Below are 16,191 nucleotides of genomic sequence, written 5' to 3'. Positions count from 1 at the left end.
TCGCGCCGTCGATATGCGCGGCATGGTAGTACGGGTATCGCGATACGCACCAGGTTGCGAAGTGCGCAACCTGCACGACATATGCACGGGGTCCCCGAAACAACCCCCACCCTTGTTTTTTACCCGCCGTATAGTTGCGTTGTGAGCAACTACAACCCGGATAACGAAACGACAGGGTCGTCGAGCGGCGGGGTGCAGTCCGTCGACCGGGCCATTCACGTGATGGAGATCCTGGCCCAGCGCGGCGAGGCGGGCGTGAGCGAGGTGGCCGCCGAGATCGACGTTCACAAGTCCACGGCGTTCCGGCTCCTCGGCGCCCTGGAAGCGCGCGGCCTGGTGGAACAGGCGGGTGAACGCGGCAAGTACCGCCTGGGTTTCGGCATCGTGCGGCTGGCCGGCGCGGTCACCGGACGCATCGACATCACCCAGCAGAGCCGCCCCGTGTGCGAGGACCTCGCCGAGGAGCTCGGCGAGACCGTGAACGTCGCCGTGATGCAGGAGCGCTACGCGGTCAACCTCTACCAGGTGCGCGGCCCGGGTGCCGTCACCGCGCAGAACTGGGTCGGCCAGCTGACCCCGTTGCACGCCACGTCGAGCGGCAAGATCCTGCTGGCCCACCTGCCCGCCGATCAGCGCGCCGCGCTCCTGACGGAGACCGGCCTGAAGAAGGTCACCCCGCGCACCATCACCGCGAAGACGAAGCTCGAGAAGAACCTCGCCGAGGCCCGTGAGCGCGGTTACGCCTGGGCCCTGGAGGAGTTGGAGCTCGGCCTGCACGCCATGGCCGCGCCGGTCCGCGACCGGGACGGAGAGGTCATCGCGGCGCTCAGCGCCTCGGGACCCGCGTACCGGCTCTCCGAAGAGCGGCTCCACGAGCTCGCCCCGGTCCTGGTCAAGGGCGCCGAGGAGATCAGCCACCGTATGGGCTACCTGGGCTGAGCCCCGTCAGCCGGACCGGCCCCGACTCCCAACCGGGCCTGGACCCAGTCGTGGAACTCGCCGATGTGGTGCTCGCTGGGCACCAGCACACCGCCCTTGGCGTACAGCCGTGAGCGCATCCCGGGCTGGGTGCGCTCGCACGCGTCGAAGTCCTGCCGGTTGACCCGGTCGAAGAGTTCCACCGACCGGCTGACGTCCTTGCCGCTTGCCACGACCTGGGGCAGGTACAGCCAGTCGCACTCCACGACCGTCCGGTCCGCCGCCACCGGGTACATCCGGTGGAAGATCACATGGTCGGGCACGAGGTTGATGAACACCTGCGGCCGCACGGTGATCGCGTAGTAGCGGCGGTCCTGGTCCTCGGAGACTCCGGGAATCCGGTCCAGCCCCTCCGAGCCGTCGACGGTGAACCCCCTGACGTCCTCGCCGAACTCCGCGCCGTGCCCCACGTAGTACTGGGCCGCGTATCCGTCGGCGAACTCGGGGAGCACCTCGGTGAGTTCGGGGTGGATCGTCGCGCAGTGGTAGCACTCCATGAAGTTCTCGACGATCAGCTTCCAGTTGGCCTTCACGTCATAGACGATCCGCCGGCCGACCTCCAGCCCCCCGATGTCGTAGTGCTCGATCGACTCGGTGTCGCCGAGGCGCGCGATCACGTCCTGGACGACCTCGTCAAAGGGCGGCGGGTCCTCCGCGAGGCACACCCACACATAGCCCAGCCATTCGCGCACCGCCACACTCGCCAGGCCGTACTCGGTGCGGCCCACGTCCGGCATCTTCGTCAGGTTGGGCGCGGCGACGAGCTTGCCGGTCAGGTCGTACGTCCAGGCGTGGTACGGGCATTGGAAGGCCCGCTTGACCTCTCCGGACTCCTCGGTGCACAGCTTGGCCCCGCGGTGCCGGCAGACGTTGAAGTACGCGCGCACCGAGTTGTCCCGCGCGCGCGTGATCAGGATGCTCTCCCGGCCCACCTCAACGGTCTTGAAGCGGCCGGGCCTGGGCAGGTCGGAGGCGCGGACGGCGCAGAACCACATCGCTTCGAAGATGCGCTCCTGCTCCTGGGCGAAGATCCCGGGATCCGTGTAGGAGGCGCCGGGGAGGGTGGCGATCAGGCTGTCCGGCAGGCTGGTCGAGGTCACAGTGCACTCCTCGGGGAACGTCGTGGGCCGGTGATGCACGCCGGGAAGAGCGGACGGCGTGGTGAACGCGGCGACAGCGGCGGTGCTGTCAGGCCGCGGCGGCGAGCTGCTTGCGCCAGCGCGTGAACAGCCGCGGCTGGTTCATTCCGAGCACGGCGACCGGATGCCCGGAACGCCGGTAGACGGCCAGGACGTTGCGGTCGTCCCGGGCGCCCTCTTCGATCGTCACGCTGTCGGCGGCGGCCGCGTGACCGGCGAACTGGATCTTCACGCCGTACTGGTCCGACCAGAAGTACGGCGGCCTCGGCGCGCCCGGTTCCACCGCGCCGCCCGCCAGCAGCGCGGTCACGGCCGCCTCGGGCCGCTCCCGGGCGCCGGTCCAGTGCTCGACTCGGCGGTGCAGGCCCGCGCGCGGGTCGTACCAGGAGGCACAGTCCCCGACCGCGACCACACCGGCCAGGTTGGTGCGTCCGTCGGCGCCGCACCTGACGCCGTCGGCGAGCTCGATGCCGGAGCCCGCGAGCCACTCGACGCACGGACGGGCGCCGACCCCCACGACCACGATGTCGGCGGGGACGCTGCGGCCGTCCGCCAGCAGGACGGCCTCGACACGGCTCGCGCCGCGCAGTCCCTTGACGCCCACTCCGCACAACAGCCGTACGCCGTGGTCGGCGTGGAGGGCGGAGACGATCCCGCCCATGGTCTCGCCGAGCGGTCCGGCCAGCGGGGTCGGAGCCGCTTCCACGACGGTCACATCGAGTCCGAGGGCGTACGCGGTGGAGGCGACCTCGGCGCCGATGAAGCCGCCGCCGATCACCACCAGCCTGCCCCCGAGGGCCAGTTCGTCGCGCAGGGCGCGGGCGTCGTCCAGGGTGCGCAGGGTGTGCACCCCGGCCAGGGCGCCGGCGCCGGGCAGGGTCCGGGCGGCGGCGCCGGTCGCGATGACGACGCCGTCCGCCCGTACCTCGCTGCCGTCGGCGAGCCGTACGGCGCGCTGCGGGCCGTCGAGACCGACGGCGCGGACGCCGAGCAGCCACTCGGCCCGCAGGTCCTCGTCGTCCGGCTCCAGCGCGAGGTCCGCCTCGGCCAGGGAGCCGGCCAGGAACTCCTTGGACAACGGGGGCCGGTCGTACGGGCGGTGGGGTTCGTCGCCGATGAGGACGAGCCGCCCGTCGTAGCCCTGCTTGCGCAGCGAGCGCGCCGCCGAGAGACCGGCGAGCGAGGCGCCGACCACGGCGACCGTTCTCACGCGGGTCCGCCGGCGAGCCGGGCCGTGACGCAGGGCGGCAGGTTGGGCGCGTCCAGGGACAGCCGGACGTAGATCATGCCGTCCTCGACATGGACCTCGTGGGTGCGGACCGGTCGCTTGGCAGGCGGGGCGTCGACGGCACCCGTCCGCAGGTCGAACTTCGAGGCGTGCAGCGGGCATTCGACCTCGCAGCCCTCCAGCCAGCCGTCGGCGAGCGAGGCGTCCTGATGGGTGCAGGTGTCGTCGATGGCGAAGACCTCGCCGTCGTCGGTGTGGAACACCGAGACCGGCGGATCGATGTCGAGCCGGTAGGCCTCGCCTCGGGGGAGATCCACGAGACGGCACGCGGGAATCATCATGACACCTCGGTGCGTATAGCGAAACGGATTGCGTTGAACGCAACGTCAGTTTGAGGGCGCCCGCAAACCCTTGTCAAGGAGTCCAGAGAAGGGACCCGGACGGGGATCCCTGTTGCCTCACATGCAACGCTCCGCGCGATGCACAACACTGAGAGGCCGTTCACAGCACCACCACGGAGCGCAGTACCTCGCCGCGGTGCATCTTCTCGAACGCCTTCTCCACGTCCCCGAGGCCGATGGTCTCGGAGACGAACGCGTCCAGGTCGAAGCGGCCGTCCAGGTAGAGGTCGATGAGGGCCGGGAAGTCGCGCGAGGGCAGACAGTCGCCGTACCAGCTGGACTTCAGGGCGCCACCGCGTCCGAAGACGTCGAGCAGCGGCAGTTCCAGCTTCATCTCCGGAGTCGGCACCCCGACCAGGACGACGGTGCCGGCGAGGTCGCGGGCGTAGAAGGCCTGCCGGTAGGTCTCGGGGCGGCCGACCGCCTCCACGACCACGTCGGCGCCGAAGCCGCCGGTCAGTTCGCGGATCGCCGCCACCGGGTCGCCCTCGCGCGAGTCGACGGTGTGGGTGGCGCCCATCGCCCTGGCCCGCTCCAGCTTGCGCGGGTCGATGTCGACGGCGATGACCTTGGTCGCGCCGGCGAGCCGGGCCCCCGCGACGGCGGCCGTGCCGACCCCGCCGCAGCCGATGACGGCGACGGAGTCCCCGCGGCCGACGGCGCCGGTGTTCACGGCCGCGCCGAAGCCCGCCATGACCCCGCAGCCGAGCAGTCCCGCGGCCGTCGCCGGGGCCGCCGGGTCCACCTTGGTGCACTGCCCGGCGGCGACCAGGGTCTTCTCCGCGAAGGCGCCGATGCCGAGGGCGGGCGAGAGGGGGGTGCCGTCGAGCAGGGTCATCGGCTGGACCGCGTTGTGGGTGTCGAAGCAGTACCAGGGCCTGCCCTTGGCGCACGCCCGGCATTTTCCGCAGACGGCACGCCAGTTGAGGATGACGAAGTCACCGGGCTCGACACCGGTGACGCCCTCCCCCACCGCTTCGACGCGCCCGGCCGCCTCGTGCCCCAACAGGAAGGGGAAGTCGTCGTTGATCCCGCCCTCCCGGTAGTGGAGATCGGTGTGGCAGACCCCGCACGCCTCGACCTTCACCAGTGCCTCGCCGGGACCGGGGTCGGGGACCACGATCGTCTCGACGGAGACGGGGGCGCCCTTCGCGCGGGCGACGACAGCACGAACCTCATGAGCCATGGGTCACTCCTCCGACCTACCTACGGGTTGCCCCATCCGGTACACGCATCACCATGCGCAACTGAGCATCGGGGAGTGCGGGCCATGGGTCAAGAGGCCGGATCCGGCCGGATCGCGGCGGCGGGCCCGGGTGAAGGCGCCGCGACGCCGGATCGGCGTGGCTCACGCCGAAGCCGTGAGCCACGCCGACCGGAGAATCAGGGGACCGGAGAGTCAGCGGACCGGAGAGTCAGGGGAGCTGGGACCGAGAACGCCCCGTCACTTGCCCACGTACGCCGCCAGATGCTTCGCCGTGAGCGTGCCCCCGGTGGCGACGAGTTCCGTCGGCGTCCCCTCGAACACGATCCGTCCGCCGTCGTGGCCCGCGCCCGGGCCGAGGTCGATGATCCAGTCGGCGTGGGCCATGACCGCCTGGTGGTGCTCGACGACGATGACCGACTTGCCGGAGTCGACGAGCCGGTCCAGCAGGCCGAGGAGTTGCTCGACATCGGCGAGGTGGAGCCCGGTGGTCGGCTCGTCGAGGATGTAGATCCCGCCCTTCTCCCCCATGTGGGTCGCCAGCTTCAGCCGCTGCCGCTCACCGCCGGACAGCGTGGTGAGCGGCTGGCCGAGGGTGAGATAGCCGAGCCCGACGTCCGCGAGGCGCTCCAGGATCCGGTGCGCGGCCGGCGTACTCGCCTCACCGGTACCGAAGAACTCCGCCGCCTCCGTCACCGGCATCGCGAGCACCTCGCTGATGTCCCGCCCGCCGAGGTGGTACTCCAGTACCGAGGCCTGGAACCGCTTCCCCTCGCACTCCTCGCAGGTCGTGGCGACCCCGGCCATCATCGCCAGGTCGGTGTAGACGACCCCGGCGCCGTTGCAGGTCGGGCAGGCCCCCTCGGAGTTGGCGCTGAACAGTGCCGGCTTCACCCCGTTGGCCTTCGCGAACGCCTTGCGGACCGGTTCGAGGAGTCCGGTGTACGTCGCCGGGTTGCTGCGCCGCGAGCCCCGGATGGCGCCCTGGTCCACGGACACCACCCCCTCCGTGGCCGGGATCGACCCGTGCACGAGCGAGCTCTTGCCGGATCCGGCGACCCCCGTGATGACGGTCAGCACCCCGAGCGGGATGTCGACGTCGACGTCCTGGAGGTTGTGCGCGCTCGCGCCGCGGATCTCCAGCGCGCCGGTCGCCTCACGGACGGTGTCCTTGAGCCCGGCCCGGTCGTCGAAGTGGCGGCCGGTGACGGTGCCGCTGGTGCGCAGCCCCTCGACGCTGCCCTCGAAGCAGACCGAGCCGCCCGCCGTGCCGGCACCGGGGCCGAGGTCGACGACATGGTCGGCGATCACGATCGCCTCCGGCTTGTGCTCCACGACCAGCACCGTGTTGCCCTTGTCCCGCAGGCGCAGCAGCAGGTTGTTCATGCGCTGGATGTCATGGGGGTGCAGCCCGATCGTCGGCTCGTCGAAGACGTAGGTGACATCGGTGAGCGAGGAGCCGAGGTGCCGGATCATCTTGGTGCGCTGCGCCTCGCCGCCGGACAGCGTGCCGGAGGACCGGTCGAGGGAGAGATAGCCGAGCCCGATCTCCACGAAGGAGTCGAGGGTCTCCCCCAGCGCCGTCAGCAGCGGCCCGACCGACGGCTCGTCCAGGGCCCGCACCCACTCGGCGAGGTCGCTGATCTGCATCGCGCAGGCGTCGGCGATGCTGATCCCCTTGATCTTCGAGGACCGGGCGCCCTCGCTCAGCCGGGTGCCCTCGCACTCGGGACAGACCATGAAGGTGATCGCCCGGTCCACGAACTCCCGGATGTGCGGCTGCATCGACTCGCGGTCCTTGGCGAGCATCGACTTCTGGATGCGCGGCACGAGACCCTCGTAGGTCATGTTGATGCCCGCGATCTTCATCCTGACCGGCTCGCGGTACAGGAAGTCCTGGAGCTCGCGCTTGGTGAACTTCCGGATCGGCTTGTCCGCGTCGAAGAAGCCGGACTCGCTGTAGAGGCGGTAGTTCCAGCCGCCGGCCTTGTAGCCGGGGATGGTCAGCGCGCCCTCGCTCAGCGACTTGGAGTCGTCGTAGAGCTGGGTCAGGTCGATGTCGTTGACCGTGCCCCGGCCCTCGCAGCGCGGGCACATGCCGCCGACGATGCTGAAGCTGCGGCGCTCCTTCACGGTCTGTCCGCCGCGCTCCATGGTCACCGCGCCCGCGCCGCTGATCGAGGCGACGTTGAAGGAGAACGCCTTGGGCGAGCCGATGTGCGGGGTCCCGAGTCTGCTGAAGAGGATCCGCAGCATCGCGTTGGTGTCGGTGACGGTGCCGACGGTGGAGCGCGGGTCACCGCCGAGGCGCTGCTGGTCGACGGTGATGGCGGTGGTCAGGCCGTCGAGGACGTCCACGTCGGGCCGCGCCAGGGTGGGCATGAAGCCCTGCACGAAGGCGCTGTACGTCTCGTTGATCATCCGCTGCGACTCGGCGGCGATGGTGTCGAACACCAGTGAGCTCTTGCCGGAGCCGGAGACTCCGGTGAAGACCGTGAGCCGGCGCTTCGGGATCTCGATGCTGACGTCCTTGAGGTTGTTCTCGCGCGCCCCGTGCACGCGGATCAGGTCGTGGCTGTCAGCGGCGTGCCGGTCGCCCGCGGTGGCCTTGCCCATGGTGATGTCCTCCCGTTTTTCGACAGCTTCGAACACTACGACGACGCACACGCCTCAGCGCGGCTCCTGGACGCGGATCATGTTGCCCGCCGGGTCGAGGAAGGCGCAGTCCCGGATGCCGTACGGCTGCTCGATCGGCTCCTGGATCACCTCGGCGCGGGCCTGGAGGTGCTCGAAGACGAAGTCGAGGTCGGGGGTGGCGAGCAGGAGCCCGGGGTCCTCGCCCGCCGGGTGCAGCACCACCGCGACACCGGCCTGGCCCGCGGGGCCGACGGTGAGCCGGCGCGTCCTGCCCCGGCCCACGTCACCGCGCACCTCGAAGCCCAGCAGGTCCCGGTAGAAGGCCAGGGCGGCCTCCGGGTCGTGGTGCGGAAGGAAGCTCGCCCGAATGCGAATGTCCATGTCCGTCACGCTAGCCACGGGCCCCGGCCCGCGCTTCTCGAATCCTGACCGGTCTCAGCGCACCAGGCCCGCGATGTGCCCCGTGACCGTGTCGAGGATGTCCTCCCAGGCGGCCGCGTCTCCGAGAACGAGGTAGTTCAGGGTGAGCCCGTCGGTCATGGCCGCGAGATAGCGGGCCAGCACGGAGACGGGCACCTTCAGCTTCAGATCCATGCCCCTGCGCAGCTGCTCGATGAGCTCGGCGTACGCCTCGCCGTACAGCTCGTACTGGCGCCTGGCCAGGTGCTCGAACCCGGGCTCGCGCAGGGCGTACTGGGTGAGCTCGTAGGTGAGCATGTGGGCCTCTGGGTGGGCGCGGACGTCGTCCCAGTACGCCCGGAACCCGGCGGCGACGGTCTCCTCCAGGGTGTCCTTGGGACGCAGCGCCTCCTGGACCACGCTCACCGAGTGACCGGTGAGCGTGGTGATCACGGCCTCGACGAGGGCCTGCTTGGAGTCGAAGCAGTAGTGGAAGACGCTGAGGGACACACCGGCCTCGGCGGCGATGGACCGGGTCGTCGTCTTGGCGACGCCGTCCCGGGCCATCGCCCTGATCGCCGCTTCCGTCAGCTGTCTGCGCCGCTCGGCCGACGGCATGCGCGCCATGTGTATCCCCCGCTGTCGAAAGAATCAGCCGCTGTGGACTCCCACCTCGTAGAGCGAGTATCCCCAGTCGGTACCGCGGCCGAGACCGTGGACCCGGACGTAACGGGCGGGAGTGCCGGTGAACCTGGCGGTGTCCAGGCCGCCGTCCCCGGAGGTGGTCGACCAGACGGTCTGCCAGTTCGTCCCGTCCGTCGAAAGCTCGATCCGGTACGACTTCCCGTACGCCCGCTCCCAGTCGAGCGTGACCTTGGAGACCCGGTTCGTGGAGCCCAGGTCGACCTGCCACCACTGGTCGTCGCTCCAGTCGCTCGCCCAGCGGCTGGAGTCGTCGCCGTCCACGGCCCGGCCCGGCTGGTAGCTGGTGAACGGGTTGGACTCCGACGAACTGGCCGTCGCCGTCCTGCCGTTGGCGAGATTCACGGACGCCTGGTGCTGCTCGGCCGCGCCCCAGGTGTCGAGGTAGGACTCGGCGCCCCGGAAGAGGTCGTCGACCACGCCCTGCCCGCCGACGAGCCGGATGTCCTCGATCCAGTCGGGGATCATGCCGACGTGGGCGGCCCCGTCGGTGTTGAAGTCGAAGGTTCGCTGCCCGGACGTCTGCTTGTCGATGACCGAGCCGCCGTCGACGCTCTTGAAGGGGTACGTCACCTTGTTCGCGGCGTTCGCTCCGCGCGGTGCGGGGTGGTCTCCGATGCCGTTGAAGTCGGTGCCGTAGCCGTAGCCCACGCCGTACTTGTCGCGCAGCGCGTCGGTGCGCTTGGCCTCCGCGGCGAACCCTTCCGAGCCGTGCATGTACTGGGCGACGAAGCCGCCGAGGGCGTAGACCCGCTCGGTCCAGTTGAGGTCCATCCAGCTGTGCGAGGAGAGCACGCCGGGGTAGTTCGCGGCCTCGAAGATGTCGAGGACCTGGCCGGTGGCCTTGACGCTCATGTGGTCGATCTCGAGCATCATCTTGCGTTTCATCATGCCGCGCACCGCGTACTCGCCGAGATCGGTGAGCCCTCGGACGTTGCACTGCGCGGCCTTGTCGTACTCCGGGACCTCGGTGCCGGCCGGCAGGTCGTCCTCCGCCGCCGAGGCGGCCGTACCGATGGGGTTGTCGTGCTGCGGGCCCTTGCAGGTCTCGGTCTTCCAGAAGGTGCCGGTGGACAGGAACTGCCCGACGTTGATGGCGGTTCCGAGGCCGCCCTCGTCGAAGCGGACACCGCACAGGGCGTTGTCGAACTTGTGGCACAGGAACATCGAGCGCACGCCAAGGCCGTACAGCTCGTCCAGCCCCTTGTCGATGTCCGCCTTGCTGCACTGCCCGATGTCGAGGATCTGCTTGCAGCCGAACGGCTCGGAGGTCTCGACGCCGAGGACGACCGCCAGCTTGCCCTGCTGGATGACCTGCCGTGCCTGCGCGCTGTCGGTGACGATCCGGAACCAGCCCTTGCCGGTGCCGCCGTACATCCTGTCGATGAAGGCCTGGAGGTCGTAGGTCATCTTCGCCTGCAGGCGGATCGAGGTCATCTCGTCACAACTGCGGTCCTTGAAGGGGTAGACCGAGCAGATCATCCCGTTGGTGACGAGGTCGTTGACCAGCACCCGCTGGCCACCGCGCCAGGCCCGCTCCACCCAGGCGTAGTAGTTCGCCTGATGGGTCATCGAGTCGTACGCCGGCCAGTCCTTGAAGGTCGGCCAGCCGGTCGGGTCGTGCTTGCCGTCGCCGCCGTGGGTGATGTAGTCGAAGAGCGCGAGGGAGCCGTCCGGGTAGTGCTCGGGGCAGTCCTTGAGCGCGTCGGCGACTCCGGACTCGGAGAACACCTTGCCGCAGATCAGCCGGCCGCCGAAGGCCTCGTTGGACAGGAGGTGGTTGTGGGCGTCGATGAACCCCCGCACCTCTCCCGCGGAGTTGGTCCCGGTGAAGGGTGCTCCGGTGACGTTGACCTCGGCGTCGGGGGTGGGCCTGGCCGTCGGGGTCCACCAGTCGGTGGCCGCCGAACTCTGCGTGGGGCCCAGGATCGTGGCCAGCACCAGGAGAAGCAGGGAGGTGATGGTGATGTTCTTGCGTCTGCGGCAGGTGCGTCCGGCCATGGCCCACGTCCCTCGGTCGGCGGGAGGCGCCGTCGACCGAGGGCGTTTTGACTGCCCTTGGATTTGTCATGACCGGCGCAATAGATGCGTCGAGGATCGCGACCCAGCGCGCTCCGAGTCAAGAGTCCGGGACAGTTGACCTGATACCTGGGGTACATCAACCGTTCACGCAGGCCGCTCCGTTGAGGGTGAATGCGGCCGGTGCGGTGTTCGTGGCGCCCTTGCTGCCGATGAAGCCAAGGGTGACCGAGCCCCCGGCCGGGATGGTGTTGGTGTAGGAGGCGGGGGTCACGGTCACCGAGCCACCGCTCTGCGCGGGCGTCCCGCCCCACATGTTGGAGACGGTCTGCCCGTCGGCGAAGGCGAAGCCGAACTTCCAGCCGCTGAGCGAGGCGGTGCCGGTGTTGCGGATGACGATCTCGCCCTGGAAACCGCCCTGCCACTCGCCGACCACGCGGTAGCCGACGGAGCAGCTCCCGGCGGGCGTGGTGGCGGTGGTGAGGCTCACCGTCGCCGAACGGGCCGACCTGTTGCCGGCTGCGTCGCGGGCGTACACGGCGAAGGAGTACGCCGTGTCGGCGGTCAGGCCGGTCACGGTCACCGAGTTCGCCGTCGCGGACGCGACCTTCGTCTCGGTGCCGCCGCCGACCCGGACGACGTCGTACCCGGCGACGCCAACGTTGTCAGTGGACGCCGTCCAGGTCAGGTGGGCGGAGGTCGCGGTCACCGCGGAGGCGGTCGGGGTACCCGGGGCGGTAGGAGCCTGGGTGTCACTGGAACCCCCACCGAAGACGGTGGCTTCCTTCGCGGTCTGCGCGATGCCGTTGGCGCCGTGGAAGATGCGCTGACCCCATGACGTCATCTGCGCCGGGTCGAAGTTGAGCACGAGGTCGAGGATCGGATCGGTGTTGCCGCTCCAGGACCAGGCCAGGTACCCGATGTCGAGCTGCTCGGCGGTGGCCATCATGGTGTCCTCGTCAGGATCGCCCCACTGGTCGGCGGGACCGCCGAACTCCCCGATCACGATGGGCAGTTTGGCGCTCACGAAGGCGTTCAGATAGTCGGTGACCTCCGCCGCGGTGTCGAAGACGCTGTACATGTGGATCGAGAAGAGCAGGTTGCCGGTGGTGTCGGCGGCGTACACGGACTGGGCGTTGGTGCGCATGACCTGCTGCCAGTCCTGGCCCCAGTTGGGCGCGTCCACCATGATCGTGTGCTCGAAGCCGGCGCCCCGCAGTTTCTGGATCGCGGCGATGGTCGGGGCGGTCCAGCCGGCCGGGTCGGTGTTGCCCCAGGGCTCGTTGCCGATGTTGATGATGATGTAGTTCTCCTGGCCGGCGAGCACGCTCTTCAGGCCGATCCAGTAGTCGGCGGCCTGGTCGAGGGTGCCGGCGGCACTGTCCTCGCCGTATCCGGTGGTGTCGTGCACCTCCAGGACGCAGATGAGCTTGTTGGCCTTGCACTGCGTGACAACGTTGGCCACGTCCGAGGCGCTGTTGGCGGTCCAGCGGTGGCCGTCCGCGAGGACCACGCGGACGGTGTTGGCACCCTGCGCCTTGATGTCGGCCAGCGACCCCAACTCGTTGGGGTACCAGGTGTGGGCGTGGTTGACGCCCCGCATGACGAAGTCGCTGCCGTTGCCTTCCACCAGCCGGCCGTTGCTGATGTGCAGACCGGTGGCCTGGGTGCCGGGCTCCTGGGCGGCCTGGGCCGTGCCCGGACACAGGACGCCGAGCAGCACCAGCCCGACGAGGGCGGTCAGCCGGGCCAGAAGGGTACTTAAGGGGCTCTTTCTTGTTCGTCTCACTGCGGCTCCAGAGGTGGGTGAGGGGCCGAACAGGGCATGGGAGCGCTCCCATGGAAGCCGTCATGCCAAGTACACGTCAAGACAGCTGACGGAAATGGTCCGTGCTCCCGGGCAACTCGGCGGGACCGGCGCTCACATAGGCTTCCGAGCCTCGACCAACGCACCCGGGAGACACGTTGACCACGCGCCCCCTCGACCCCGACTCCGTCAACGCCCAGGCCTGGCACGCCTACGGCGACCACCATCTGCGGCACGGCACCGTGCTGCCGGAGCTGGAGCGGTTCGACTGGGGGCCGCGGGGCACCGGCCCGGGCGCCGAGATCCTCGGCGAACTCGCCGGGCGGCGGGTGCTGGACCTCGGCTGCGGCCCGGGCCGGCACGCGGCGCACCTCGTCCGGGCGTACGGCGCCCAGGTGGACGCGGTCGACTCCTCTTCCACGCAGTACGAACGGGCCCGCGCCCGCTACGACTCCCTGCCCGGCCTGCGCCTGATCAGGGCCGACGCCGTCGAGCACCTCGGCACCGCGGAGCCGTACGACGTCGTCTACTCCGTCAACGCGGTCCCGTACATCGACCCCCGCCGACTGCTGCCCGCCCTCGCCACGGCACTCAGGCCCGGCGGGAGGCTGTGCTTCACCGTGCTGCACACCAACTCGCGCGGCGACGGGCCCTCCTCGGTCGTCGAGTCCCGGCCCGAGATCCTGCGGTTCGCCGGGGGCGGGGAGGTGACCGTGCGGATGTGGGTGCTGACCCCGGAGCTGTGGACGGACCTGCTCGGCGAGTACGGCCTGCGGGTCGAGGGCGTCGACGTCCTCGACACCCCGGAGGAGGACAACCGCGCCACGTACCGGATCTTCCGGGTGACCCGGCCGGTCCGGGTCTCCTCCCGCGAGCGCAGCGCGCGCGGCCCCGTACCGCACGCGGCGATCGGCGTCGGCGCCATCCTGTACGGGCCCCGGGGACTGCTTCTCGGCCGGCACCGGCGCGGCACCTGGGAGCTGCCCGGCGGCACGGTGGAGCCCGGGGAGTCGCTGGCGGAGACGGTCGTGCGCGAACTCCGCGAGGAGACCGGGATCGAGGCCCGCCGGGCCGACGTCCGGCTTCTGGGCACGCTCCTCGACGATGTCGCCGGCGTGGTGCGGATGACCGTGGCGACCCAGGTCACGGCGTGGCGGGGCGAGCCGTCGGACCAGCCGGACGAACGCGTCGGCGACTGGCGCTGGTTCCCTTTGGACCGGCTCCCGGAGAACCTCTTCGTGTGCAGCGCCCAGGGCCTGACCGCCTGGCGCCCGGACCTGCCGATCGACCACACTCCGGCCCACTTCACGCCGTTCGCGGGCTGACGACGAGGACGGATGACGGCATGGAGCTCAAGGATGTGCTGGCCGACTGGCGGGACTACGACGACGCGGCGTTTCGGCTCGGGATATTCCTGGGCGTCTTCCCACCGGACCAGAAGTTCTCCCCGGTGAAGCGGATGTTCTGGGTGGACGGTTATCCGCTGGGCGAGATGCTGGTGGACATCCTCGACCGGATGGCGCAGGCCGGAGTTCTTCTCAAGGACGAGGAGGACGCGCGGTACAAGTGGAACCCGGCTCCCATCGACCTGTCCTGAGGCCGGCCGCCAAGCACCGGACCCTGCAACCCCCTCGCAACCTTCCCCGTGCTGCACTCGACGACCATGGACGAGGATTCCGTACGTGCCGGGTACGACGAGGTGCCGCGTGTCGAGGTCACGGCCGCGGCGGCTGAGCTGCTGCGCCGGTTGCGGGAGGCGCACGGGCCGCTGATGTTCCATCAGTCGGGCGGTTGCTGCGACGGCAGCGCGCCGATGTGCTTCCCGGCGGGCGAGTTCCGCACCGGCGGTTCGGACGTGCTGCTCGCCGAGCTCGACGTGGCGGGGGTCGGGGAACCGGTGACCTTCTGGATGTCGAGGAGCCAGTACGAGGCGTGGGCCCACACCCGGCTGATTGTCGATGTCGTCGAGGGCCGGGGCAGCGGATTCTCCCTCGAGGCACCCGAGGGGGTGCGTTTCCTCGTCCGTTCGCGTGTGGTCGGCGCCGAGTAGCCCCTCGGGTCGCCGTCGTCTGGTGCACTTCCTCTGAGTTCTGGGACAGTTGACAAGACCTCAGGGAGAGCTGTGACGCACCGTCAAAGACGTTTGGGCGCAGGCAGATCGGTACTGACGTTTCTCGCGGCACTCGGCACGCTGGCAGGTGCGGCCCTGGTGGGGGCGGCACCTGCCGGCGCCGCGTCGGGGTGGACACAGCTCGCGACGGGCGTGCACTACGAACAGTTCGACGTCTCCGCGACCGCGGGAGTGGCCCACGCCCATGTGATCCGCGTGGACCTGGGCGATCCGCGGGTGCGGGTGGAGTTGCTGTATCCGGGGGCGGTGGCCGCGCGGGCCACGGTGTCCCGGCTGGCCACCGCACAGGGCGCCCTCGCGGGGGTGAACGGCGACTTCTTCAACATCTCGGAGGCCCAGCACCCCGGCGTCGAGGCCACCGGCGCGAGCGTGGGCCCGGCGATCGCGCAGGGCCGCGCACTGAAGGCGGCGGTGCCGAACAGCCAGCGTTTCGGGCCCGCGCTGCCGCCCGGCACCAGCACCAAGGACGTGTTCGGTGTGGGCACCGACCGCCTGGCCCGCCTCGACGCCCTGGCGCTCGACGGGTCGGTGCGCACACCCGAGGGGCAACTGCCGCTGCGCGGGCTGAACCAGTACGCGCTGCCCGTCGGTTCGGTCGGCGCCTTCACCTCGGACTGGGGCAGCGCGTCCCGGGTGCGGGCGACGTGCGGGACGGACCGGGACCGGGCCGCCCCGTGCAGCGAGGACACCCAGGAGGTCACGGTCCGCAACGGGCAGGTCGTCGCCACGGCCGACACTCCGGGCAGCGGGCCGATCGCCGACGGCACCACCGTGCTCGTGGGCCGGGAGGCGGGCGCGCAGCAACTGCGCAAGCTCTCGGTCGGCTCGGCGGTGACGGTGCAGCACCGACTGGTCGCGGCCTCGGCGGGGACCCCGTACCGGTTCGCGCTGGGCGGCTACCCGGTGCTCGACGAGGGCCGCCCGCTGCCCGGCCTCGACGACACGACCTCGGCCGTGCGCACGGCGGTGGGCATCGCGGACGGCGGTCGGCGGCTGTATCTTCTCGCGCTGGACGGCGCGCCGGACTATCGCGGCGGGCTGACGATCGCCGAAGTCGCCGACGCCATGCGGACGTTGGGCTCGGTGGACGCCTTCAGCCTGGACGGGGGCGGGTCCACGACGATGGCCGCCCGAAAGCCGGGCGCCGGTGCTGTCAGCGTCCTCAACCACCCGTCGGGCGGCGCCGAGCGGCCCGTGGCGAACGGCATCGGGGTCTTCTCGACGACCTGACGCGGCGCCGGTCAGGGGCGCAGACCGCTGACGATGTCCGCCGTCGCCGCGACGGTGCTGTGAATGGTGGGCGCGAGGCCCGTACTGGCCAGGTAGAAGCCGAGCAGCGCGCACACCAGCGCGTGGGAGACCTTGAGTCCGCCGCTGCGCACGAAGATCACCGCCAGGATCAGCAACAGCACCAGTACAGAAAGGGAAATCGCCATGACCGGTCTCCTCCGCCACGCCGCCGAGTCCGTTTCGCGGCTTTGGGCCGCAAGTGTGGCGTAGCGGAGGGTTCGTCCGGGCGGCTGAGCTGTCCTCCGAACGAGTGGTG

At 70.3% G+C, this 16,191-nt stretch carries 15 protein-coding genes; 5 read left to right on the top strand and 10 right to left on the bottom strand.

What is annotated here, in order from left to right:
- The first annotated feature begins 192 nt into the window (after window positions 1-192).
- Window positions 193-939, top strand: a complete 747-nt coding sequence (locus ACZ39I_RS17585; RefSeq protein WP_403672350.1) for an IclR family transcriptional regulator — start codon at window positions 193-195, stop codon at window positions 937-939.
- Here the strand turns inward: ACZ39I_RS17585 and ACZ39I_RS17580 are convergent.
- The 9 genes from ACZ39I_RS17580 to ACZ39I_RS17540 all read right to left on the bottom strand — a co-directional run bounded on the left by ACZ39I_RS17580 (window position 927) and on the right by ACZ39I_RS17540 (window position 12,496).
- On the bottom strand, window positions 927-2,078 hold the full coding sequence (locus tag ACZ39I_RS17580) for an aromatic ring-hydroxylating oxygenase subunit alpha (RefSeq protein ID WP_467245262.1): 1,152 nt from the start codon (window positions 2,076-2,078) through the stop codon (window positions 927-929). The genes ACZ39I_RS17585 and ACZ39I_RS17580 overlap by 13 nt on opposite strands.
- A gap of 88 nt (window positions 2,079-2,166) precedes the next feature.
- Window positions 2,167-3,327 (bottom strand): NAD(P)/FAD-dependent oxidoreductase, encoded by a 1,161-nt coding sequence (locus ACZ39I_RS17575; RefSeq protein ID WP_467245261.1) that lies wholly within the window; start codon window positions 3,325-3,327, stop codon window positions 2,167-2,169.
- The gene (locus ACZ39I_RS17570; protein WP_352386878.1) at window positions 3,324-3,686 is read right to left on the bottom strand and encodes a bifunctional 3-phenylpropionate/cinnamic acid dioxygenase ferredoxin subunit; all 363 of its coding nucleotides are present in this window, start codon (window positions 3,684-3,686) and stop codon (window positions 3,324-3,326) included. Before ACZ39I_RS17570 ends, ACZ39I_RS17575 begins: the two co-directional genes overlap by 4 nt.
- A 160-nt stretch (window positions 3,687-3,846) precedes the next feature.
- Window positions 3,847-4,932, bottom strand: a complete 1,086-nt coding sequence (locus ACZ39I_RS17565) for an S-(hydroxymethyl)mycothiol dehydrogenase (protein ID WP_467245260.1) — start codon at window positions 4,930-4,932, stop codon at window positions 3,847-3,849.
- Window positions 4,933-5,190: 258 nt separating this feature from the next.
- Window positions 5,191-7,566 carry an ATP-binding cassette domain-containing protein gene (locus tag ACZ39I_RS17560; protein ID WP_467245259.1) on the bottom strand — a complete coding sequence of 792 codons (2,376 nt, stop codon included), beginning with the start codon at window positions 7,564-7,566 and terminating at the stop codon, window positions 5,191-5,193.
- Between the two features lie 54 nt (window positions 7,567-7,620).
- Entirely contained in the window at window positions 7,621-7,968 is a 348-nt protein-coding gene (locus ACZ39I_RS17555) for a VOC family protein (RefSeq protein WP_467245258.1), read from the bottom strand.
- A 54-nt stretch (window positions 7,969-8,022) separates the two neighbouring features.
- The gene (locus ACZ39I_RS17550) at window positions 8,023-8,613 is read right to left on the bottom strand and encodes a TetR/AcrR family transcriptional regulator (RefSeq protein ID WP_467245257.1); all 591 of its coding nucleotides are present in this window, start codon (window positions 8,611-8,613) and stop codon (window positions 8,023-8,025) included.
- A 24-nt stretch (window positions 8,614-8,637) separates the two neighbouring features.
- Window positions 8,638-10,689: a galactose-binding domain-containing protein gene (locus tag ACZ39I_RS17545; RefSeq protein WP_467245256.1), complete on the bottom strand. Its 2,052-nt coding sequence runs from the start codon at window positions 10,687-10,689 to the stop codon at window positions 8,638-8,640.
- 157 nt (window positions 10,690-10,846) lie between these two features.
- Window positions 10,847-12,496: a cellulase family glycosylhydrolase gene (locus ACZ39I_RS17540; RefSeq protein ID WP_467245255.1), complete on the bottom strand. Its 1,650-nt coding sequence runs from the start codon at window positions 12,494-12,496 to the stop codon at window positions 10,847-10,849.
- A gap of 176 nt (window positions 12,497-12,672) precedes the next feature.
- Between ACZ39I_RS17540 and ACZ39I_RS17535 the strand changes: the two genes are divergently transcribed.
- From ACZ39I_RS17535 to ACZ39I_RS17520, 4 genes are all read left to right on the top strand, one after another.
- Entirely contained in the window at window positions 12,673-13,839 is a 1,167-nt protein-coding gene (locus ACZ39I_RS17535) for a bifunctional class I SAM-dependent methyltransferase/NUDIX hydrolase (protein WP_467245254.1), read from the top strand.
- 20 nt (window positions 13,840-13,859) lie between these two features.
- Entirely contained in the window at window positions 13,860-14,111 is a 252-nt protein-coding gene (locus ACZ39I_RS17530) for a hypothetical protein (protein ID WP_467245253.1), read from the top strand.
- 66 nt (window positions 14,112-14,177) lie between these two features.
- A complete protein-coding gene (locus ACZ39I_RS17525; RefSeq protein ID WP_467245252.1) occupies window positions 14,178-14,564 on the top strand; it encodes a DUF779 domain-containing protein in 387 nt (128 codons plus the stop codon).
- A gap of 72 nt (window positions 14,565-14,636) precedes the next feature.
- Window positions 14,637-15,875 (top strand): phosphodiester glycosidase family protein, encoded by a 1,239-nt coding sequence (locus tag ACZ39I_RS17520; protein WP_467245251.1) that lies wholly within the window; start codon window positions 14,637-14,639, stop codon window positions 15,873-15,875.
- A gap of 11 nt (window positions 15,876-15,886) precedes the next feature.
- Here the strand turns inward: ACZ39I_RS17520 and ACZ39I_RS17515 are convergent, their stop codons facing one another.
- Window positions 15,887-16,081, bottom strand: a complete 195-nt coding sequence (locus ACZ39I_RS17515) for a hypothetical protein (RefSeq protein WP_352386902.1) — start codon at window positions 16,079-16,081, stop codon at window positions 15,887-15,889.
- Window positions 16,082-16,191 lie beyond the last annotated feature (110 nt).

Source organism: Streptomyces sp. NPDC024687, assembly GCF_055559055.1.
The sequence above is the reverse complement of the archived record's forward strand: the minus strand, read 5'-3'. Positions and strand labels throughout refer to the sequence as shown.